This window comes from Pseudomonas sp. TJI-51 (assembly GCF_000190455.2).
Taxonomy (GTDB): Bacteria; Pseudomonadota; Gammaproteobacteria; order Pseudomonadales; family Pseudomonadaceae; genus Aquipseudomonas; species Aquipseudomonas juntendi.
The window spans coordinates 19,150-40,828 of record NZ_AEWE02000039.1; the positions used below are offsets into that span (position 1 = coordinate 19,150).

At 62.3% G+C, this 21,679-nt stretch carries 21 protein-coding genes; 8 read left to right on the forward strand and 13 right to left on the reverse strand.

Annotation, left to right across the window (positions count from 1 at the left end):
• Positions 1-147 precede the first annotated feature (147 nt).
• Complete coding sequence (locus G1E_RS09025) at positions 148-705, forward strand: chorismate lyase (RefSeq protein WP_047149777.1); 558 nt, start codon at positions 148-150, stop codon at positions 703-705.
• A complete protein-coding gene (ubiA, locus tag G1E_RS09030) occupies positions 705-1,595 on the forward strand; it encodes a 4-hydroxybenzoate octaprenyltransferase (RefSeq protein ID WP_009684516.1) in 891 nt (296 codons plus the stop codon). The genes G1E_RS09025 and ubiA overlap by 1 nt, the downstream gene beginning before the upstream one ends.
• Before the next feature lie 64 nt (positions 1,596-1,659).
• On the opposite strand, the gene G1E_RS09035 is transcribed toward ubiA, so the two are convergent.
• Positions 1,660-2,028 carry a hypothetical protein gene (locus G1E_RS09035; protein ID WP_033690727.1) on the reverse strand — a complete coding sequence of 123 codons (369 nt, stop codon included), beginning with the start codon at positions 2,026-2,028 and terminating at the stop codon, positions 1,660-1,662.
• A gap of 173 nt (positions 2,029-2,201) precedes the next feature.
• Here G1E_RS09035 and phoB point away from each other — a divergent pair, with 173 nt between their 5' ends.
• The 3 genes from phoB (at position 2,202) to G1E_RS09050 (ending at position 5,792) form a co-directional block, all read left to right on the forward strand.
• The gene (gene phoB / locus G1E_RS09040; RefSeq protein WP_003253341.1) at positions 2,202-2,891 is read left to right on the forward strand and encodes a phosphate regulon transcriptional regulator PhoB; all 690 of its coding nucleotides are present in this window, start codon (positions 2,202-2,204) and stop codon (positions 2,889-2,891) included.
• Between the two features lie 135 nt (positions 2,892-3,026).
• Complete coding sequence (gene phoR / locus G1E_RS09045) at positions 3,027-4,334, forward strand: phosphate regulon sensor histidine kinase PhoR (protein ID WP_009684514.1); 1,308 nt, start codon at positions 3,027-3,029, stop codon at positions 4,332-4,334.
• A gap of 117 nt (positions 4,335-4,451) precedes the next feature.
• Positions 4,452-5,792 carry a hemolysin family protein gene (locus G1E_RS09050; RefSeq protein ID WP_009684513.1) on the forward strand — a complete coding sequence of 447 codons (1,341 nt, stop codon included), beginning with the start codon at positions 4,452-4,454 and terminating at the stop codon, positions 5,790-5,792.
• 94 nt (positions 5,793-5,886) lie between these two features.
• On the opposite strand, the gene G1E_RS09055 is transcribed toward G1E_RS09050, so the two are convergent.
• The 8 genes from G1E_RS09055 to G1E_RS09090 all read right to left on the reverse strand — a co-directional run bounded on the left by G1E_RS09055 (position 5,887) and on the right by G1E_RS09090 (position 16,304).
• The gene (locus G1E_RS09055) at positions 5,887-6,783 is read right to left on the reverse strand and encodes a peptidoglycan DD-metalloendopeptidase family protein (RefSeq protein ID WP_009684512.1); all 897 of its coding nucleotides are present in this window, start codon (positions 6,781-6,783) and stop codon (positions 5,887-5,889) included.
• A gap of 80 nt (positions 6,784-6,863) precedes the next feature.
• Entirely contained in the window at positions 6,864-7,760 is an 897-nt protein-coding gene (locus G1E_RS09060; RefSeq protein ID WP_009684511.1) for a response regulator, read from the reverse strand.
• 162 nt (positions 7,761-7,922) lie between these two features.
• Positions 7,923-8,693 (reverse strand): phosphate signaling complex protein PhoU, encoded by a 771-nt coding sequence (phoU, locus tag G1E_RS09065; protein ID WP_009684510.1) that lies wholly within the window; start codon positions 8,691-8,693, stop codon positions 7,923-7,925.
• Between the two features lie 130 nt (positions 8,694-8,823).
• Positions 8,824-9,657, reverse strand: coding sequence for a phosphate ABC transporter ATP-binding protein PstB (gene pstB, locus G1E_RS09070; protein ID WP_009684509.1), 834 nt, complete (start codon positions 9,655-9,657; stop codon positions 8,824-8,826).
• A 101-nt stretch (positions 9,658-9,758) separates the two neighbouring features.
• A complete protein-coding gene (pstA, locus tag G1E_RS09075; RefSeq protein WP_154211365.1) occupies positions 9,759-11,375 on the reverse strand; it encodes a phosphate ABC transporter permease PstA in 1,617 nt (538 codons plus the stop codon).
• A gap of 71 nt (positions 11,376-11,446) precedes the next feature.
• Complete coding sequence (locus G1E_RS09080; protein WP_009684507.1) at positions 11,447-13,735, reverse strand: ABC transporter permease subunit; 2,289 nt, start codon at positions 13,733-13,735, stop codon at positions 11,447-11,449.
• A 139-nt stretch (positions 13,736-13,874) separates the two neighbouring features.
• On the reverse strand, positions 13,875-14,873 hold the full coding sequence (locus G1E_RS09085; protein ID WP_009684506.1) for a phosphate ABC transporter substrate-binding protein PstS: 999 nt from the start codon (positions 14,871-14,873) through the stop codon (positions 13,875-13,877).
• Positions 14,874-15,014: 141 nt separating this feature from the next.
• The gene (locus G1E_RS09090) at positions 15,015-16,304 is read right to left on the reverse strand and encodes an MFS transporter (RefSeq protein WP_009684505.1); all 1,290 of its coding nucleotides are present in this window, start codon (positions 16,302-16,304) and stop codon (positions 15,015-15,017) included.
• 361 nt (positions 16,305-16,665) lie between these two features.
• Between G1E_RS09090 and G1E_RS09095 the strand changes: the two genes are divergently transcribed.
• Positions 16,666-17,064, forward strand: a complete 399-nt coding sequence (locus tag G1E_RS09095; RefSeq protein ID WP_003253317.1) for an acyl-CoA thioesterase — start codon at positions 16,666-16,668, stop codon at positions 17,062-17,064.
• A 71-nt stretch (positions 17,065-17,135) separates the two neighbouring features.
• Positions 17,136-18,032, forward strand: coding sequence for a D-hexose-6-phosphate mutarotase (locus G1E_RS09100; protein ID WP_009684504.1), 897 nt, complete (start codon positions 17,136-17,138; stop codon positions 18,030-18,032).
• A gap of 249 nt (positions 18,033-18,281) precedes the next feature.
• On the opposite strand, the gene G1E_RS09105 is transcribed toward G1E_RS09100, so the two are convergent.
• From G1E_RS09105 to purE, 4 genes are all read right to left on the reverse strand, one after another.
• Positions 18,282-18,815, reverse strand: coding sequence for a DUF3299 domain-containing protein (locus G1E_RS09105; RefSeq protein WP_033690729.1), 534 nt, complete (start codon positions 18,813-18,815; stop codon positions 18,282-18,284).
• Between the two features lie 48 nt (positions 18,816-18,863).
• Positions 18,864-19,109, reverse strand: a complete 246-nt coding sequence (locus G1E_RS09110) for a GlsB/YeaQ/YmgE family stress response membrane protein (RefSeq protein WP_009684502.1) — start codon at positions 19,107-19,109, stop codon at positions 18,864-18,866.
• Between the two features lie 96 nt (positions 19,110-19,205).
• Positions 19,206-20,288 carry a 5-(carboxyamino)imidazole ribonucleotide synthase gene (locus G1E_RS09115; protein WP_009684501.1) on the reverse strand — a complete coding sequence of 361 codons (1,083 nt, stop codon included), beginning with the start codon at positions 20,286-20,288 and terminating at the stop codon, positions 19,206-19,208.
• 10 nt (positions 20,289-20,298) lie between these two features.
• Positions 20,299-20,790 (reverse strand): 5-(carboxyamino)imidazole ribonucleotide mutase, encoded by a 492-nt coding sequence (purE, locus tag G1E_RS09120; protein WP_009684500.1) that lies wholly within the window; start codon positions 20,788-20,790, stop codon positions 20,299-20,301.
• Between the two features lie 269 nt (positions 20,791-21,059).
• Between purE and G1E_RS09125 the strand changes: the two genes are divergently transcribed.
• Positions 21,060-21,677 carry a hypothetical protein gene (locus G1E_RS09125; RefSeq protein WP_009684499.1) on the forward strand — a complete coding sequence of 206 codons (618 nt, stop codon included), beginning with the start codon at positions 21,060-21,062 and terminating at the stop codon, positions 21,675-21,677.
• Positions 21,678-21,679: the final 2 nt, after the last annotated feature.

Here is a 21,679-nt window from a genome sequence, read left to right on the forward strand (position 1 = left end):
CGACGGCCCTATGGCGGGTGAACCCGCTGCAACAGGGACCAACGCGCAATGCTTGGGGGCTTTGTAGCGGCCCTGCCCGCAGTATGCAAGCAGTCGGGGCAATCATGCTAAGCTCGCCGCCTCTCAGGTTGTAACAAGCAGACCGACGTGTCGTACGAATCCCCGCAAGCAGCCGCTGTCGCGTGGCTGCCGTATTCACGGCTGGCGACCGACATCGACCAGCCCACCCTTGACTGGCTGTTCGACGAAGGCTCACTGACCCGCCGCCTGACGCGCCTGGCCCACGATGACTTCTGCGTCACCCCTTTGTTCGAGGGCTGGCAGCCACTGCGCGCCGACGAATGCCAGGCACTGGGCATCGCTGTTGGCGCTGAAGGCTGGGTGCGCGAGGTGTACCTGCGCGGCCATGGCCAGCCGTGGGTGTTCGCCCGCAGCGTGGCCAGCCGCAGTGCCCTGGCGCGCGGCGGGTTGGACCTGGAACGCCTCGGCAGCCGTTCGTTGGGCGAGTTGCTGTTCTGCGACCAGGCGTTCATCCGCCACCCACTCGAAGTGTGCAGTTACCCACAGGCGTGGTTGCCGGCAGATGCCGCCCGGCCAGCGCTATGGGCCCGCCGCTCGCGGTTTGAACGTGACGGGCTGGACCTGCTGGTAGCCGAGGTGTTTCTGCCGGCGCTGTGGCAAGCGGCCCAGGAGGAAAACAGCTGATGTACCTGCAACTGCTCAAGTCGCTGAACCGCCTGCACCCGCGTGCCTGGGACTTTGTCCAGCTCAGCCGCATGGACCGCCCGATCGGTATCTACTTGCTGCTGTGGCCCACGCTGTCGGCGGTATGGATTGCCGGCAACGGCTCGCCAACCCTGGCCAACGTGCTGATCTTCGGCCTTGGCGTGGTACTGATGCGCGCCGCCGGCTGCTGCATCAACGATTTTGCCGACCGCAAGGTGGATGGCCACGTCAAGCGTACCGCCGACCGGCCCCTGGCCAGTGGCCGCGTGCGCCCGCGCGAGGCGCTGGCCCTGTTCGCCATGCTTGTCGGGGTCAGTTTCCTGCTGGTGCTGTGCACCAATAGCCGCACCGTGTGGCTGTCATTCGGCGCGGTGGCGTTGGCGTTCTGCTACCCGTTCATGAAGCGCTACACCTACTACCCGCAAGTGGTGCTGGGGGCAGCGTACTCGTGGGGCATTCCGATGGCGTTCACGGCCGCTGGCGGCGAACTGCCGGCCAGTGCCTGGCTGCTGTATGTCGCCAACCTGCTATGGACGGTGGGCTACGACACCTATTACGCCATGGTCGACCGGGACGACGACCTGAAGATCGGCGTGAAATCCACGGCCATCCTGTTCGGTAAGGCCGACCGCAGCATCATCCTGACCTTGCAGTTGTTGTCGCTGGGCTGCCTGTTGCTGGCCGGTAGCCGCTTTGACCTCGGCGGCTGGTTCCACCTGGGGCTGCTGGGGGCGCTGGCGTGCTTTGCCTGGGAGTACTGGTCTACACGCAAGCTGGACCGCGAGTCGTGCTTCAAGGCTTTCCTGCACAATCACTGGGCGGGGTTGCTGGTGTTCGTGGGGGTGGTTCTGGACTACGCGCTGCGCTGACAGCGTGAGCACTCTACCTTGTGGGAACGGGCTTACCCCGCCCCCACAGGCGGATTGAAAGCCCTTACGGCTTGGCGACGTGCCAAACGTCTTTCATGCCGTCACCGGTCATGTCGCCAGCCTTCTTGTCCTTGACAAAGGTATACAGCGGCTTGCCGTCGTAGGCCCACTGCATCTTGCCGTCGTCCCGCTTGATCTGCGTCCACTTGCCTTCGGCTTTTTCGCCGCCACTGGTCATCAAAGGCGGCCAGTTCTTGGCGCATTCGCCATTGCACATCGACTTGCCGCCGGTATCTTTGTCAAAGGTGTACAGGGTCATGCCGGCATGATCGACCCACATGCCATCCTTTTCCATTGCAGGTTGTGCCGAGGCCACCCCCGGAAGTGCCAGCGCAGTGAAAAGGGCCATCCAGCTCAGCGTATGTCGTGTCATTGGATTCACCATCGTTTCGGGGGGTAATGGGTTCGGGTTGCCAGAACCGCGGCCCTCTGTAGCCTAGTTCAGTCACGCAATGTCGCCAGAACGGCCAACGCCCTGTCACACAGCTGCAATAATTCCGTTATCTAATGCGGGCCAAGACACTGAATCCAGGAGAGGTTTTGAGCATGGTAGGCAGGAACATTCTGATCGTCGACGACGAAGCGCCGATTCGCGAGATGATCGCCGTTGCCCTGGAAATGGCCGGCTATGACTGCCTGGAAGCGGAAAACTCCCAACAGGCCCACGCGATCATCGTCGACCGCAAGCCGGACCTGATCCTGCTCGACTGGATGCTGCCCGGTACCTCCGGCATCGAGTTGGCCCGCCGCCTGAAGCGCGATGAATTGACCGGCGACATTCCGATCATCATGCTCACTGCCAAAGGTGAAGAGGACAACAAGATCCAGGGCCTGGAAGTGGGTGCCGACGACTACATCACCAAACCGTTCTCACCGCGCGAGCTGGTTGCGCGGCTCAAAGCCGTGCTGCGCCGCACCGGCCCAAGCGACAGTGAGGCACCGATCGAGGTCGGCGGCCTGCTGCTCGATCCGATCAGCCACCGCGTGACCATCGACGGCAAGCCGGCTGAAATGGGCCCCACCGAATACCGCCTGCTGCAGTTCTTCATGACCCACCAGGAACGCGCCTACACCCGTGGCCAACTGCTGGACCAGGTGTGGGGCGGCAACGTCTATGTCGAGGAACGCACGGTCGACGTGCACATCCGCCGCCTGCGCAAAGCGCTGGGTGAGGCCTACGAGAATCTGGTACAAACCGTGCGCGGCACCGGCTACCGCTTCTCGACCAAGAGCTAGCTGCAAGCTGCAAGCTGCAAGCTGCAAGCAAGAGCATGTAGCATCAGGCTCGAAAAGGACTATCAGCACCACTGATCCGCTTCATCTTGAAGCTTGCAACTTGCAACTTGCAGCCGGATCCGAAGGACCCATCAATTGAACCAGAACTGGCACGCGACACTGATTCGCCACCTGCTGTTGCTGATCAGCATCTGCCTGATCGGCGGGCTGATCAGCGGCTACTATGGCTGGAGCCTGGCCATTGGCCTGGCACTGTATCTGGCTTGGACCCTCAAGCAACTGCTGCGCCTGCATGACTGGCTCCGCAATCACCAGCCCGACGAGGCGCCGCCCGACGGCTATGGCCTGTGGGGCGAGGTGTTCGACAGCATCTACCACCTGCAGCGCCGGGACCAGCGTGTGCGGGGCCGCCTGCAAGCGGTGATCGACCGCGTTCAGGAGTCCACCGCTGCGCTGCGGGATGCGGTGATCATGCTCGACAGCGACGGCAACCTGGAGTGGTGGAACCGCGCCGCCGAGACCCTGCTGGGCTTCAAAACTCCACAGGACGGCGGCCAGCAAGTCACCAACCTGGTTCGCCACCCGCGCTTCAAGGAGTACTTCGAGGCAGAAAACTACCTCGAACCGCTGGAAATCCCCTCACCGATCAACGACCGCATGCGGCTGCAGTTGCACATCACCCGCTACGGCAACAACGAGCACTTGATGCTGGTGCGCGACGTCACCCGCATTCACCAGCTGGAACAAATGCGCAAAGACTTCGTCGCCAACGTGTCGCACGAATTGCGCACACCGCTGACCGTCATCACCGGCTACCTGGAAACCCTGCTGGACAACGTCGAGGACGTGAACCCGCGCTGGCGCCGGGCCTTGCAGCAGATGAGCCAGCAAGGCTCGCGCATGCAGACGCTGCTCAACGACCTGTTGCTGCTGGCCAAGCTGGAGGCCACCGATTATCCGTCGGACAACCAGCCAGTGCCGGTCGATGCCCTGCTGGCCGCCATCAAGAACGACGCCCAGGCGTTGTCTGGGCCGCGCAACCAGCGCATTACGCTGGAAGCAACCCCCGGCGTGCAGCTCAAGGGGAGCGAGTCGGAGCTGCGCAGCGCCTTTTCCAACCTGGTGTTCAACGCCGTCAAATACACCCAGGATGAAGGCGATATCCGCATCCGCTGGTGGGCCGATGCCCAGGGCGCGCATTTGTCGGTGCAGGACTCTGGCGTGGGCATCGATGCCAAACACCTGCCACGCCTCACCGAGCGCTTCTACCGGGTGGATTCCAGCCGGGCCTCGAATACAGGCGGCACCGGGCTGGGGCTGGCCATCGTCAAGCATGTGCTGATGCGCCACCGCGGCAAGCTGGAAATCAGCAGCGTCCCGGGGCATGGCAGTACCTTCATCTGTCATTTTGCCCCGGCACAATTGGTCAACAGCAAGGCCTGAGCAACTCAGGGCCCTTTGCTTTTGCAGCCCCAGCCGCTACATTGGATCCCCTGTGCCAGCAAGAGCTGGCACTTTTTTTCTCTCCATTTCTAAGACGGACCCCGTAAAAACTCCATCATGGACCCTTCCCCTGGTATCAGCCTCAGTTCGTTATTCGCCGATTTCGGCATGATCATCTTTGCCTTCCTGCTGGTGCTGCTCAACGGCTTCTTCGTTGCTGCAGAGTTCGCCATGGTCAAGCTGCGCGCCACCCGCGTGGAGGCCATTGCCGAAGAGCATGGCTGGCGCGGCAACATCCTGCGTAAAGTGCACAACCAGCTGGACGCTTACCTGTCAGCCTGCCAACTGGGTATCACTCTGGCCTCGCTGGGCCTGGGCTGGGTCGGTGAGCCGGCGTTTGCCCACCTGCTGGAACCACTGCTGGCGTATTTCGGCGTCGATTCACCCGAACTGATCAAAGGCGTGTCGTTCTTCGTCGCCTTCTTCGTCATTTCGTACCTGCACATCGTTGTCGGTGAGCTGGCGCCCAAATCCTGGGCCATCCGCAAACCGGAGCTGCTGTCGCTGTGGACTGCCGTACCGCTGTACCTGTTCTACTGGGCCATGTACCCGGCCATCTACCTGCTCAACGCCAGTGCCAACACCATCCTGCGCATCGCCGGCCAGGGCGAGCCGGGGCCGCACCACGAGCACCATTACAGCCGTGAAGAACTGAAGCTGATCCTGCACTCCAGCCGTGGCCAGGACCCAAGCGACCAGGGCATGCGCGTGCTGGCTTCGGCCGTGGAAATGGGCGAGCTGGAAGTGGTCGACTGGGCCAACTCGCGCGAAGACATGGTCACCATCGACGCCCATGCGCCGCTGAAGCAGATCCTGGCCCTGGTGCGCCGCCACAAGTTCAGCCGCTACCCGGTGTACGACGCCGAGCGCGAGGAATTCACCGGCCTGCTGCACATCAAGGACCTGCTGCTGGAGCTGGCGGAGCTGGAGCACTTGCCCGAAGCCATCGACCTGGACGACCTCGCCCGGCCGCTTGAGCGCGTATCGCGCCACATGCCACTGGCCCAGTTGCTGGAGCAGTTCCGCAAGGGTGGTGCGCACTTTGTGCTGGTCGAAGAAGCCGATGGCAAGGTGATCGGCTACCTGACCATGGAAGACGTGCTGGAAGTGCTGGTCGGCGATATCCAGGACGAGCACCGCAAGACCGAACGCGGCATCCTCGCCTACCAGCCGGGCAAGTTGCTGGTCCGTGGCGACACGCCGCTGTTCAAGGTGGAGCGCCTGCTTGGGGTCGACCTTGACCACATCGAGGCGGAAACCCTGGCTGGCCTGGTCTACGAGACGCTAAAGCGCGTGCCTGAAGAAGAAGAGGTGCTGGAAGTCGAAGGGCTGCGGATCATCATCAAGAAGATGAAAGGGCCGAAGATCGTGCTGGCCAAAGTGCTCAAGCTGGATTGATGGCCATGGGGCTGCCGCGCAGCCCCTCTGGATTTGCGTATACCTGTAGGCGCGGCCTTGTGTAGCGATGGCCTGCCAAGCAGGCCCGACGCTCTCAAGGGTTACCCGCAGTAAAGTCCGGCAAGCCGCTGAGCGGCCTGTCGAACCGGTAAGGGATCGACTCCAGCGCCAAGCCTACGTTGCGCTGTACCACGAAATGCAGGTGTGGCCCGGTGCTGTTGCCGGTATTGCCCGACTTGGCCAGCATCTGCCCCTGGCGCACCCGCTGCCCCTCCTTCACCACCACCGAGTCGCGCATCAGGTGCAGGTACACGCCCATGGTGCCGTCCGAGTGCAGCACCCTGACAAAGTTGCCCGACGGGTTGGGCTCGCGCCCGCTCTGGCCATTCTGCGTTTTCACCACCACCCCTTCGCGCGCCGCGATAATGGTGGTGCCTTCGGGCATGGCGATATCCATGGCATAGCGCCCCTTAGGCCCGAAATGGCTGACACGGCCATTGGGGCCCTGGGTCACGCGGAATGGCCCGCCAAGCCACGCGAACCCGTAGCGGAAGCCCTGCGGCCGCTTGCCCGGGTCACCCATGGCCTGCAGCAGGGTCGAGCGGTAATTCAGCAACAAACCGGGCCGCCCCCTCAGCACGCTGAGCATTTGCGTGGTGCCCGGTGGCAGCAGCCGGCGCACGATACGCGGGGCATCACCGCCCTGGGCGTTCACCAGGTTGTCCAGGCGCAGCTCGACCTCGACCGGAACATGCAGTTGGTTGCGTGCCGAAAAGCTCACACCGCCGTTGAACACTTTCGCGTTCAGGAACACTTGGCCTTCGAGCGTTTCGACCATGGGCTCAAGCAAATTCAACGGCCTGGCGCCAGGGCCGGGGCGGTCGGAATAGGAAATGACACCGGACTCGTCGGTGCTCTTGTAAAGGGTCACACCCAGGCTCGACGCCGAGGCCATGAAAAGTGCACAGAACAGCAGCAGGCGCCCGGGCATGATAGTGGCTTTTTGACAGTTGAGGTCTGTCGAAGACTAGCAGCAGGTTTAACGGCAAGTGTTGCAGTTGGTCGGATGGCTCAGGCCCCTGGGGTGAAATGCTTCTGCGCGGTGCCACGGGCAATCAGCCGCGACAGGTAATCGAGCTTCTGCGCATCCTGGTCGACGAACTTGAAGGTCAGTTGCAGCCAGTCGCTGTCCGGCTTGGGCTCCAGCGCCGCGACGGCGTGCAGATAGCCGTTCAGGCGGGCGACTTCGGCACTTTCGCCTTGCTCCAGGTCCAACACTGCACCTTCCAGCACCTGTGGCAGCACATCGCCGCGGCGTACCACCAGCAGAGCCTCTTTCAGGCTTAACGCCTTGATCACGCACGGCTGCATGCCACCGGCCAGGCGCAGTTGCCCTTGCCCCCGACCGGTCGGGGTGGCCGCGGCCGGCGTGGGCGCCTTGGCCGCTGGCCTGGCAGCAGCCGGTGCCAGTGCCGGCGCTGCAACCTTTACCGCCTCCGGCTTGCCGGCGGTCAGCGCACTCAAGGAATCGTTGGCGAACGCCGGGTTGGCGCGCGCCGGGGCGATGGCCGTCAGGCTGTCGAGCTTGCCGATCTTGGTCAGGGCCTTTTTCACCTTGGTCAGCAACTGCTCGTTGGTGAATGGCTTGCCGACAAAATCGGAAACACCGGCCTGGATCGCCTGGATGACGTTTTCCTTGTCGCCACGGCTGGTCACCATGATGAACTGTAGGTGCTTCAACGCAGGCTGCTGGCGGCACCAGGTGAGCAGTTCCAGGCCCGACATCTCGGGCATTTCCCAGTCGCACAGCACCAGGTCGAACGCCTCCTTGCCCAGCATGGCCATGGCCTTGCGACCATTGACGGCATCGTCGATCGTCATGCCCGGGAAGGCACTGCGCAGGCACTTGCGGACCAGGTCGCGGATAAACGGGGCGTCATCCACGACCAGCACATTCACTTTACTCATCGAAACTCCTTCTGAACCCGACTAGCCTACTGCCAAATACTGGCTACTTGCTACCACCTGGTAACGCCGGGCGTTCATCCGATCGTTCGCGGGTGCCTGCCGGCTCTCGGCCGTAAACGAAAACGCCCGGCCAAGGCCGGGCGTCGCTGCTCGGGGGCAACCTTACTTATCGTCAGATTCACCAGGAACATTAGCCTTTTCGCCATCGGCGGGCGCGGTGCCCTGCACTTCTGCAGTCATTCGCTTGAGGCCCATGTGACGCACATCGGTACCGCGGACCAGGTAGATCACCAACTCGGAGATATTGCGTGCATGGTCGCCGATACGTTCCAGCGAGCGCAGCACCCAGATCACGCTCAGTACCCGCGAAATCGAGCGCGGGTCTTCCATCATGTAGGTCACCAGTTCACGCAGGGCGGTCTTGTACTCCCGGTCGATGGTCTTGTCGTACTGAGCCACGGACAGTGCCAGGTCGGCGTCGAAGCGGGCAAAGGCGTCCAGCGCATCGCGGACCATGTTGCGCACCTGGTCACCGATGTGGCGCACTTCCACATAGCCCCGTGGCGACTCGCCTTCTTCACACAGCTGGATGGCCCGGCGGGCGATCTTGGTCGATTCGTCACCAATGCGCTCCAGGTCGATCACCGACTTGGAGATACTGATGATCAGGCGCAAGTCGGAGGCCGCCGGCTGCCGACGGGCGAGGATACGCAGGCATTCCTCGTCGATATTGCGCTCCATCTGGTTGATCTGCTCGTCAACCTCGCGCACTTGCTGGGCCAGGCCCGAATCGGCTTCGATCAGCGCGGTGACCGCGTCGTTGACCTGTTTTTCAACCAGCCCGCCCATGGCCAGCAGGTGGCTGCGCACCTCTTCCAGCTCGGCGTTGAACTGCTGGGAAATGTGGTGGGTAAGGCTTTCTTTGTTGATCATGCTGTCGCTCCGCGAAGTTGCTAGCCGCTAGCTGCAAGCTTCAAGTGGTTCGTGTCGTTCCCTGGCTCCGCGCTAACCGCTTCATCTTGCAGCTTGCAGCTCGAAGCTTGCAGCTGCGCCAAAGGCGCTCTTAGCCGTAGCGACCAGTGATGTAGTCTTCGGTCTGCTTCTTCGCCGGGTTGGTGAACAGGGTATCGGTGTCGCCAAACTCGACCAGCTTGCCCATGTACATGAACGCGGTGTAGTCCGAAACACGGGCAGCCTGCTGCATGTTGTGGGTCACGATGACGATGGTGTACTTGGCTTTGAGTTCGTAGATCAGTTCCTCGACCTTGAGGGTCGAGATCGGGTCCAGCGCCGAGCACGGCTCATCCAGCAGCAGCACCTCAGGCTCCACGGCGATGGTGCGGGCGATGACCAGGCGTTGTTGCTGACCACCAGACAGGCCCAGGGCCGACTCGTGCAGGCGGTCCTTGACCTCGTCCCACAGCGCCGCGGCCTTCAACGCCCACTCGACGGCCTCGTCGAGCACGCGCTTTTTGTTGATGCCCTGAATGCGCAGGCCATAGACCACGTTTTCGTAAATGGTCTTGGGAAAGGGGTTGGGCTTCTGGAACACCATGCCCACACGGCGGCGCAGCTCCGCGACATCTTCGCCCTTGCGGTAGATGTTGTTGCCATACAAGTTCACGGCACCCTGTACGCGGCAACCGTCAACCAGGTCGTTCATGCGGTTGAACGTGCGCAACAAGGTCGACTTGCCGCAGCCGGAGGGGCCGATGAACGCGGTCACGCGCTGCTTGGGGATGTTCATGCTGACATCGAACAAGGCCTGCTTGTCGCCGTAGAACAGGCTTAGCCCCGGTACCTCGATGGCCACGGTTTCTTCGGCCAGGCGCAGGCCCTGCTTGCTGCGGCCCAGGGCAGACATGTCGATGCCGTGGGTGTGGGATTCGTTCTGCATGGTTGACTCCGTTTGTAGCTGCAAGCTTCGAGCTGCAAGCTGCAAGTTTGGGCAAAGCGGCAATCTGCTTGGAGCTTGCCGCTTGTGGCTTAAAGCTTCAATCAGCTGTCCAGCGCCTTGTACTTTTCGCGCAGGTGGTTGCGGATCCATACCGCCGACAGGTTCAGGGCCGCGATCACCAGCACCAGCAACAGCGCCGTGGCGTAGACCAGCGGCCGCGCGGCTTCTACGTTGGGGCTCTGGAAGCCGACGTCATAGATGTGGAAGCCCAGGTGCATGATCTTCTGGTCCAGGTGCAGGTACGGGTAGTTACCGTCAACCGGCAACGACGGCGCCAGCTTCACCACACCCACCAGCATCAGCGGCGCCACCTCGCCCGCAGCGCGGGCCACGGCGAGGATCATGCCGGTCATCATCGCCGGGCTGGCCATGGGCAACACAATCCGCCACAGCGTTTCGGCCTTGGTCGCACCCAGCGCCAGCGAGCCTTCACGCACCGTACGCGGAATGCGCGCCAGGCCTTCTTCGGTGGCCACGATCACCACAGGCACTGCCAGCAGCGCCAGGGTCAGCGACGCCCACAGCAAGCCTGGTGTACCCAGGGTTGGCGCGGGCAGCGCTTCGGGGAAGAACAGGCGGTCGATCGAGCCACCCAGCACATACACGAAGAAACCCAAACCAAATACGCCGTAGACGATCGCCGGCACCCCCGCCAGGTTGTTCACGGCAATGCGGATCAGCCGGGTTACCGGCCCCTGCCTTGCGTATTCACGCAAGTAGACTGCCGCAAGCACGCCGAACGGGGTGACGATCACGGCCATGATCAGGGTCATCATCACGGTACCGAAGATGGCCGGGAAGATGCCGCCCTCGGTGTTGGCTTCACGCGGGTCGTCGCTCAGGAATTCCCATACCTTGGCAAAGTAGGTGCGAAGCTTGGTAAAAGCAGACATGCCGTTTGGCTGGAGGGCGTGCACCACCTTGTTCAGGCTGATTTCCACTTCACGGCCGTTGCCATCGCGGGCCACCAGGCTGTCACGCGCGAGAGCCTGGTGCAGGCCGCCGAGGCGCGCTTCGATAGCCTGGTAGCGGCTGTTCAGTTCGGCGCGCTCGGCGTCCATGTCCGCCTGGGCGGTAGCGTCCAGCTTGCCGTCCAGCTCCAGCTTGCGGGCATGCAGCCGCAGGCGCTCCAGGCCATGGTTGATGGCCCCGATGTCTTTCTTCTCCAGTTGCTGCAATTCACCGTTGAGCTGGCTGGCACGCTTGAGCCGCGCTTGCAACTCGCTCCAGGCAGCCGGGCCTTCGGCAACCACCCGGCCCTGTTCCTTGACGCTGACCAGGTAGCCATAGAAGTTGCCCCACTCGCGGCGCTCCAGGGCCATCAGGTCGGCCGGGCGCTGCTCGTCGACCAGCCAATCGCCGACCACCCAGGTGAAATCGCTGCCATAGAGGTCGCGGTTACCGACCTTGATCAGTTCACGGCTCATGAACTCCGGGCCCTGGTCCGGTACCGGCAGGCCGGCACCTTTGAGGCGGGCACGCGGCACGTCCTCCTGCTGCACCACTTCGCCAATCACCACTTGGCCAGCCTGGCCCGGCACCTGGTAGGTGGCCTGTACCAGGTCGGCCGGCCAGAAGTGGCCCAGGCCGCGCACGGCGATGACCGCCAGCAGGCCAACGGTCATGATCACCGCCATGGCCACTGCGCCGCCGCTCATCCACACACCGGGGGCGCCGCTCTTGAACCAGCCTTTGAGGGAATCCTTTTTCACGGATCGCTACCTTTCTATCAAAGCGACGAGTATTTCTTGCGCAGACGCTGGCGAATCAGCTCGGCCAAGGTGTTCATGACGAAGGTGAACATCAGCAGTACCAGCGCGGCCAGGAACAGCACGCGGTAGTGGCTGCCGCCGACTTCCGATTCGGGCATTTCCACGGCCACGTTGGCGGCCAGGGTGCGCATGCCCTCGAACAGGTTCATTTCCATCACCGGCGTATTGCCGGTGGCCATCAGCACGATCATGGTCTCGCCCACTGCGCGGCCCATGCCGATCATCAGCGCCGAGAAGATGCCCGGGCTGGCAGTCAGGATGACCACGCGGGTCAGGGTCTGCCAGGGGGTGGCGCCCAGGGCCAGCGAGCCCAGGGTGAGGCTGCGCGGCACGCTGAACACGGCGTCTTCGGCGATGGAGTAGATGTTGGGGATGACCGCGAAGCCCATGGCGATGCCGACCACCAGGGCATTGCGCTGGTCATAGGTGATGCCCAGATCGTTGGTGATCCACAGGCGCATGTCGCCAGCAAAGAACCAGTTTTCCAGGTGCGGGCTCATGGCCAGGGCGAACCAGCCGATCAGCAGGATTACCGGGATCAGTATCGCCGCTTCCCAGCCGTCAGGTACACGCAGGCGTATCGCCTCTGGCAGGCGGGTCCAGGCGAAGCCCACCAGCAGAATGCCGAACGGCATCAGCAGGAACAGGCTGAAGACCCCCGGCAGGTGACCTTCCAGGTAGGGGGCAAGGAACAGGCCGGCGAAGAAACCGAGGATCACCGTCGGCATCGCCTCCATCAGTTCGATCACCGGCTTGACCTTGCGCCGCATGCCCGGGGCCATGAAGTAAGCGGTATAGATGGCGGCGGCGACCGCCAGCGGGGCTGCCAGGATCATGGCGTAGAACGCGGCCTTGAGGGTACCGAAGGTCAGCGGCGACAGGCTGAGCTTGGGCTCGAAGTCGGTGTTGGAAGCGGTCGACTGCCAGACGTACTTAGGCTCGTCGTAGTTCTCGTACCAGACCTTGCCCCACAACGCGCTGAAGGAAATTTCCGGGTGCGGGTTGCGCAGGCTCAGCGGCAGCAGCTTGCCGCCTTGTTCGATGATGATACGGTTGGCACGCGGCGACAGGGCCAGGATGCCCGGGCCTTCGGCGACGGGTTCGACCAGCAGCGTACGGTGCGCCGTACTGTGGAACACTCCAAGCTGGCCGTTCGCGTCCAGCGCGATGAAGCCCTTGCGGCGCTCTTCGGCGTCGATCTGCACGATCGGTGCCTTGCCCAGCTGGAAGGTACGGATCTGCTTGAGGCGCGATTCGCCATCCGGGTCGCGGGCCATGAACCACTGGGCCAGGCCACCCCTGGAGTCACCGACGATCAGCGAAATGCCGCCCACCAACTGCCCCGAGGCGGTCACTTCGGTGTCGGCATTGTCGGCCAGTTTATAGCGGCCGTTGAGGCTCTTGTCGCGCAGGCTGAACACGTCGGCCGTGGCCCTGCCGTTGATCACGTACAGCCAGTGCTGGCGCGGATCGATGAAAATGTTCTTCACCACCTCCGTCATCTGCGGCAGGACGATGCGGTTCTGCTCCGTGGTGACTTCTTCGGTCAGCATGTTCTCGCTACGGGTCAACTCCAGCACCTGCAGTTGCGCACCGGTGGAGCCGGCCAGCACCAGGGTGTCACCGTTGGCATTGACGCTCACGTGCTCCAACGCACGGCCCTGCTCGTCGAGCACGAATGGCTGCTCGCCGTAGGGGTAGTCGATGCTGGCGGTAATCGCCTTCTGGTTGTCCGGGTAGGTGATCTTGTAGGCGTGGTGGAACACCAGCGCCTGACCGTTGGACAGGCCCAGCACCACCAGCGGGCTGCCCGGCTGGTCGGCCCCGATCGAGGTGACCTGGGTACCGGCTGGTACCGGCAGGTCGATGCGCTTGAGCGCTTGGCCGGTCTTGGCATCGAAGAACAACGCCTGGCCTTCGTCCGAAACCCGCATGCCCACCAGGTTCTGCTCTTCCAGCGCGATCATCAGCGGCTTGCCGGCATCCTGCTGCAGCCAGTTTGGCTGCAGGGCCTGCTTGCGCGTCAGCTCGGCGCCCTGGAACAGCGGCAGCACTACATAAGCCAGGTAGAAGAAGATCAACGTAATGGCGGCCAAAACGGCAAGGCCGCCCACCAGCACATACCAGCGGGTCAGGCGGTCCTTGAGCGCGCGCAAGCGGCGCTTGCGTTGCAACTCGGGCGTATTGAAATCAATGCGCACGGGCTGGGGTTTTTGGGTCATGTTGGAGTTGGCCAGATCATTCATGCGCACACCCTAGCGGTCCCGTGTGACAAAAACATTACAAAATGGTGACGCGCGAAAGCCCGCCGCACAGGTTACCTGGCTTCGGGCCGGGAATTCGTGGAAGAGGCCGGGCAGTGGTACCGGCCTCCCCTGCAATTACTTACTGCTTGGCAACGCTACCGGCATGCGACAGGCCCAAATCTGCCAGGGTCTTGTCGACGACCTTGGCCGGCAGCGGGATGTAGCCGTCCTTGACCACCACCTGCTGCCCAGCCTGCGACAGCACCAGCTTGACGAACTCGGCTTCCAGCGGCGCCAGTGGCTTGTTCGGCGCCTTGTTCACGTACACGTACAGGAAGCGCGACAGTGGGTAGGTGCCGTTCAGGGCGTTGGCTTCGTTGTCTTCAACGAACGCGCTGCCTTCTTTCTTGGCCAGGGCTACGGTCTTGACGCTGGCTGTCTTGTAGCCGATGCCCGAGTAACCGATGCCGTTGAGCGAAGAGCTGATCGACTGCACGACCGAAGCCGAACCGGGTTGTTCGTTGACATTAGGCTTGAAGTCGCCTTTGCACAGGGCCTCTTCTTTGAAGTAGCCATAGGTGCCGGAAACCGAGTTGCGGCCGAACAGCTGGATCGGCTTGTTGGCCAGGTCGCCGGTCACACCTACATCACCCCAGGTCTTGACCTCGGCCTTGCCCCCACACAAGCGGGTCGAGGAGAAGATGGCATCGACCTGCGCCATGGTCAGGCCCTTGATCGGGTTGTCCTTGTGCACGAACACGGCCAGGGCGTCGACGGCAACCGGGATGGCGGTCGGTTTGTAGCCGTACTTCTGCTCGAAGGCTTGCAGCTCGACGTCCTTCATCTTGCGGCTCATCGGGCCGAGGTTGGCAGTGCCTTCGGTCAGCGCAGGTGGCGCAGTGGAGGAACCCGCCGCCTGGATCTGGATGTTTACGTTCGGATATTCCTTCTTGTAGGCCTCGGCCCACAGCGTCATCAGGTTGGCCAGGGTGTCGGAACCAACGCTGGAGAGGTTGCCCGAAACACCGGTGGTCTTGGTGTACGTCGGGATCGCAGGATCGACAGCGGCCACCGCGTTGGCGGTTGCAACGCCAGCGGCGGCGAACGTGAGGGCCGCCATCAAACGCTTCAGTTTCATGCCTTGCTCCTAGCAGGAATATTGGGGTGCTGGATGGAACGGGCCCCAGTATCGGCAGGCCGCATGAACACGATATGACCTAATTGTGACAAATGGATTAAAGGCCATCATTTGTAGGGCCGCGCCAACCGCCAGCGCAGCTCAGCGTTTGTTGGCGAGCAGATAAACCCCTACGCCCAGCCCGACGGCACACAACCCCGCCACATAGTAGGCCGGCGCCATGGGGCTGATCTTGAGCAGCGCCGTTACCACCATCGGCGTCAGCCCGCCAAAGATCGCGTAGGCCACGTTGTACGAGAACGACAACCCACTGAAGCGCACCACCGCCGGGAACGCCTTGACCATCACATAAGGCACCGCGCCGATCACCCCCACGCACAGGCCGGTTACCGCGTACAGCGGGAACAGCAACTCGGGCCGGGTTGGCAAGCTATGGTAGAAGCTCCAGGAGGTTATCAGCAGCAACAGGCTACCAATCACGAACACTCGGCCCGCGCCAAATCGGTCCGCCAGGCTGCCAGCGCTGATGCAGCCGAAGCTGAGCAGCACGATGGCCAGGCTGTTGGCCTTGAGCGAGTCGGTGGGGCTGATGTGGTAGATGCTCTGCAACAGCGCCGGGGTCATCAGGATGAGCACGACGATGGCCGCCGACAGCATCCAGGTCAGCAGCATCGACAAGATGATCGCGCCACGATGGTCGCGCAGCACTGCACGCAGCGGGAGCTCTTCTGCCAGGGCCTTGCGCTGCTGCATCTCGGCGAATACCGGCGTTTCGTGCAGCCAGCGGCGCAGGTAGACCGAGAACAGGCCGAACACACCACCCAGCAGGAAGGGGATGCGCCAGGCGTAATCCGCGACTTCTGCAGGGCTGTAGACCGTGTTGATCAGCGTGGCGACCAGCGACCCCAGCAGAATGCCCGAAGTCAGGCCGGCCGTGAGGGTGCCGCAGGCGTAACCGGTGTTACGCGCCGGTACGTGCTCGGAAACGAACACCCAGGCGCCCGGCACTTCCCCTCCGATCGCAGCGCCCTGGATAACCCGCATCAGCAGCAGCAGGATCGGTGCCCACATGCCGATCTGGGCATACGTTGGCAGCAGACCCATGATCAGCGTCGGCAGGGCCATCATGAAAATGCTCAGGGTGAACATCTTCTTGCGCCCGAGCAGGTCGCCAAAGTGGGCCATGATGATGCCGCCCAGCGGCCGCGCCAGGTAACCGGCCGCGAAGATGCCAAAGGTTTGCATCAGGCGCAGCCACTCGGGCATGTCGGCCGGGAAGAACAGCTTGCCGACCACCGTGGCGAAGAACACGAAGATGATGAAGTCGTAGAACTCCAGCGCCCCGCCTAGTGCGGACAGTGAGAGGGTCTTGTAGTCACTGCGGGTCAGCGGCCGCGAGGGCTGCTCGATACTGCTCGGCACGGAAGTCATCGCTGGTTGTTCTCTTTATAGGGCATGCAGGCCGCTGGGCGCGCGGCTTCTGGATTGGGAGACCAGCGAAGATAGCAAATTGCCGAGGCGTGCTGATAGCGCTACAAAAACCCTACAGATATTCACGAATGTGCGGTCGTCGCTGGCCGTTATGCTCTATATACTGGCAACTCGTAGGAAAAGGTTGCGCCTAACGTGGGATGTTGTGCGAAAACGCCGGTCTTTATTGTCAGGCGGTTTCGCAGAGTTTCCCTACGGCCGCCCAGTGAAACGAAATCGGCGTAGTATGTTTCAAGCTGAATCGTTTACCCGGCCCTTGCGCCACACCAACGAAAGCGTCACGGGTCAGAGGCCCCATCGCATGATTGAGCTCGAACAAGAAGATCCTATCCCGCAGGGCGACCTGGCCTTGCAGATCACTGCACTCCCGCGCGAGACCAATGGGTTTGGCGACATCTTCGGCGGCTGGCTGGTCGCCCAGATGGACCTGGCCGGCACTGCCATGGCCAGCCGTGTCGCCGGTGGCCGGGTAGCCACCGTGGCCATCGACCGCATGGCGTTCCTCGTGCCGGTCGCCGTGGGCGCGCAGCTGTCGTTCTATACCCAGACCCTGGAAATCGGCCGTAGCTCGATCCAGATGATGGTCGAAGTGTGGAGCGACGACCCGCTGTCCAGCGAATGGCGCAAGGTCACCGAGGCGGTATTCGTCTTCGTCGCCATCGACGGCAGCGGCCGCACGCGCTCGGTCCCTCGTCGCTGAGCCTTGCCGGCGGTAAACTCATTGCAGGTGCCCGGGTCCAAGGCCCACTGGCAATCAATGAGACAAGTGCAATGGCAACCTTCCAGGTCGTAACCGAGCAACATGGCGAACTGAACTGCTGGCGTATCAGCAGCGACCGCGCCGAACTCCTGATCGCCCAACAGGGCGCACAGATCCTCAGCTACCAGCGGGTGGGCGAGCCGCCACTGCTGTGGCTGAGCGACCAGGCCATCTTCGGCAAGGGCAAGTCGGTGCGCGCCGGGGTACCCGTGTGCTGGCCGTGGTTCGGCAACCTGCAGCGTAACCCCCAGGCTGTGCAGGCCATGTACAACGGAGCGCAGGCGCCTGCCCACGGCCTTGCGCGCGCCCGAGACTGGCAATTGCTGGGTATCGAGGAAGTCGGCCAGCAACTGCAGATCGAATTCGCGCTGCCAGAAGCGCAGGGTCAACTGCCCGACTGGCCGCATTCAGTCGAACTGAAACTGATGGTAGCGCTTGGCGCGGACCTGAAACTGAACCTCACCAGTCGCAACGTGGGCACTGCACCCGTCACCATCAGCCAAGCCCTGCACAGCTACTTTGCGGTCAGTGACGTGCGCCAGGCCCAGGTCGAAGGGGTGGATGGGCTGAGTTACATCGAAACCTTGGCTGACTGGCAACAGCGCCAGCAGCAGGGGCCGCTCACGTTCACCGGGGAGACTGACCGGATCTACCTCGGCGCCCCGCAAACGCTGAGCATTGTCGACCCGCACTGGAACCGGCGGATAACCCTGACCAGCAGTGGCTCGCGTTCGGCGGTTATCTGGAACCCCTGGACCGAACGGGCCAGGGAGCTGCCGGACATGGCCGATGAGGGTTGGCAACGGATGCTGTGCATCGAGACGGCGAATGTGTGGGATGACCTGGTGGAGTTGAAGCCTGGGGCCAGTCATTCGCTGGGCGTGGTGCTGGCTAGCGAAGCGCTTTGAGTACCCGGGACCGCTGCGCGGTCCTTTCGCGACACAAGGCCGCTTGTGTCTTGAGAAGGGATTAGAATCTGCAGTGAGAGCGGTGAATGACAAGCTGAATGCCGCAGGTGCCTAGAGCACGAGCAGGAGCAGAAGCTGTCATTCACCGCTCCCACAATGAATCGCGCAGGCTTTTCAAATTTTGGGAAAGACAGTTGCTCCTACTGGCGATCGCGTGCCGTTGCAGGTGCGGCCTTGTGTGGCGAGGGCTCAGAGGTCGGCGTCTTCCACCACCCTCACCTTTGCGGCATCCAGCGCATAGGCGGCATCGGCCAGATCATTGCTGACCTTCTCCACCTTCAATTTGCCGGTGACCCACAGCGGGGTGTAGATGTCATCGATCTTCAGGCCTTTCGGGTAGCGCACCAGCACCAGCTGATTGGGCGGCGGAGGCGGTACGTGGATGCACGCGCCCGGGTACGGCACCAGGAAGAACAACGTGCTGTTACCCTTGGCATCGCTTTCCAGCGGTACCGGATAACCGCCCAGGCGGATGTCCTTGCCATTCATGGCTGGCACGGTCTTGGTGGAATACATCACCGCCGGCAGACCCTTGCTCTGCTTGAGGCCGCCCTTGTCGGTGAAGGTACCCATGGCTTCCGGCGAGTTATGGTCGATTTCGGGCATCTGCTCGAGCGCCTTCTGGTCCGACTTGGGCATCAGTTCAAGCCAGTCGGTTTCAGGCAGTTCGGCATGGGCCAGGGTGCTGGCCAACAGCAGGGGCAGGAGAAAAAAGGCACGCATGACAATGCTCGGCAACTCGATGGAATTGCCGAGCATTCTAACCGGTATTCAGCGTTTCTTGATGAACCCGTAGATCACCAGAAGGACAATGGCACCGACCAGCGCGCCGAAGAAGCCCGCCGCCTGCCCAGCCTGGTAAATGCCCAGCGCCTGGCCGCCATAGGTGGCCAACAGCGAACCGGCAATACCCAGCAGGATGGTCATGATCCAGCCCATGCTGTCGTCGCCTGGTTTGATGAAGCGGGCCAGTAGGCCGACGATGAGGCCGATGAAGATGGTTCCGATGATGCCCATGGCAATCCCTCTGCAGTGAAAATGGAACAAGCCAAAGCCTAGACAGCGCTTCGACTTGTTGCCATTTCAGAGGGCAAGCCGCTGGTAGAAGTTCGATCAGTTGCTGATCAGGGCCTCTACCTCGGCAATTTTGCGCTCGAGGGTATCCATGTCGTGGCAGCGCAGGGTGGCGTGGCCAACCTTGCGGCCGGCCTTGAAAGCCTTGCCGTAGTGGTGCAGGTGGCAGCCATCGATGGCGATCACCTTGTCCACGGCAGGCACTTCACCGATGAAGTTGAGCATCGCACTCTCGCCCACCTTGGCGGTGGAGCCCAGCGGCAGGCCGGCCACCGCGCGCAGGTGGTTCTCGAACTGGCTGCATTCGGCGCCTTCGATGGTCCAGTGCCCGGAGTTGTGCACGCGCGGGGCGATTTCGTTGGCCTTCAGGCCACCGTCGACTTCGAAGAACTCGAACGCCATCACGCCCACGTACTCCAGCTTTTGCAGTACACGGCCTACATAGTCTTCAGCCAAAGCCTGCAGCGGGTGTGCCTGGCTGGCCACCGACAGGCGCAGGATGCCGCTCTCGTGGGTGTTGTGCACCAGCGGGTAGAAACGGGTTTCGCCATCACGGGCCCGTACGGCCACCAGCGAGACTTCGCCGGTAAAGGGTACAAAGCCTTCCAGCAGGCAGGGCACGCTGCCCAGTTCGGCGAAGGTATCAACCACGTCTTCAGGCGTGCGCAGCACCTTCTGGCCCTTGCCGTCGTAACCCAAGGTACGGGTTTTCAACACGGCCGGCAGGCCGATGCTGGCGACTGCGGCATCCAGGTCGGCTTGCGAGAGGATGTCGGCGAAAGCCGGGGTAGGAATACCCAGGTCGCGGAACATGCTTTTCTCGAACAAGCGGTCCCGGGCGATGCGCAGCGCTTCGGCACTGGGGTAGACCGGTACGAACTGCGAGAGGAAAGCCACGGTTTCGGCCGGGACGCTCTCGAACTCGAAGGTCACCAGGTCAACTTCGTCAGCCAACTGGCGCAGGTGCTCCTGATCGCCGTAATCGGCCCGCAGGTGCTCGCCCAGAGGCGCAGCGCAAGCATCCGGCGCCGGGTCGAGGAAAGCGAAATTCATGCCCAGCGGGGTACCCGCCAAGGCCAGCATGCGGCCCAGCTGGCCGCCACCGATTACACCGATCTTCATGGGTTGAGCCTCAAGCCTGGCGCGGGTCTGGGTTGTCCAGCACGGTGTCGGTCTGTTCCGTGCGGAATTGCTTCAGCGCAGCGTGGAATTGCGGGTATTTGGCACCCAGGATGCTGGCCGACAACAGCGCCGCATTCACTGCACCGGCACGGCCGATGGCCAGGGTGGCAACCGGTACGCCGGCTGGCATCTGCACGATCGACAGCAGCGAGTCGACGCCCGAGAGCATCGACGACTGCACCGGCACGCCCAGCACCGGCAGGTGGGTCTTGGCGGCGCACATGCCCGGCAGGTGGGCAGCGCCACCAGCACCCGCGATGATCACCTCGATGCCCCGGCCCTCGGCCTCTTCGGCGTACTGGAACAGCAGATCCGGGGTGCGGTGGGCGGACACCACCTTCACTTCGTAGGGAATGCCGAGTTTTTCCAGCATATCGGCGGTGTGGCTAAGGGTGGACCAATCGGACTTGGAGCCCATGATCACGCCAACCAGTGCACTCATCGTCGAGCCTCTCCTGCAAGCGCCTTCTGGCGCGCTATAAAGCAACAAGCCACGCGGGTAGGCCGGCGTGGCTTGTCATACGGATTCTAATCGGCCCGGTGGCCGAAGGCGCGGGATTGTAGCGTACTTGCAGGCGGGCCGCCCACCCCTGCAAGCACATGACAGATAAAAGGGCAAGCTGTCTCGCGGGACAACTTTTTCCGGCTGCGATGCGTAACGGCAGTTGCAAGAGGATTGAACACCCCTGTTCAAACTTCTTGGAGAAAAAGATGGCCAGACCATTTTTCACCTCACTGCTGTTTTGCATGACGATGGCCCTTCAGGCCTCCCCCACATGGGCTGCGAGAACCTTGGTGGTTACTATCTATCCGCACGATGAACTAGCCGATGTGAGCGACAAACAGATCGATAAAGACTACGTGCAGCCGTGGCTGGAAGAAATGCGCAGAATCAGCAATCACTCAATTGAGGTCATCTTCAAGCGTGATGTTGCAGGCATTACCGATATTCCTTATCGCCAGATGCCTCCAGAAGATACCCACAGGGTCTTCAGCGCTGCAGCGCATCCACAGTTCAGGTGGCAGAAATCGATTTTGCTGACGCGCGATAGTTTCGGCCTCAACAGCGAAGGCGCAGAACACCTTGGCCTGGCCAAATTGGGCTATGCCCACGCGATCGCCTCAATGACCAGCTATGGCACCCTGGGGCATGAACTGGGTCACTTGATGAACGCCACTCACGAGGCAGCAGAGTTACGCTACAACCCATGGCCATGCGAGACCTTTGTCTATCCGGCCCGCTTCTCGCTTCGAGCCAATTGCTACCGCTACAGCGACCAGAACAGAGCGGCCATCGCCAATCACCTTGATCACGCGCTTCGTAACTGAAG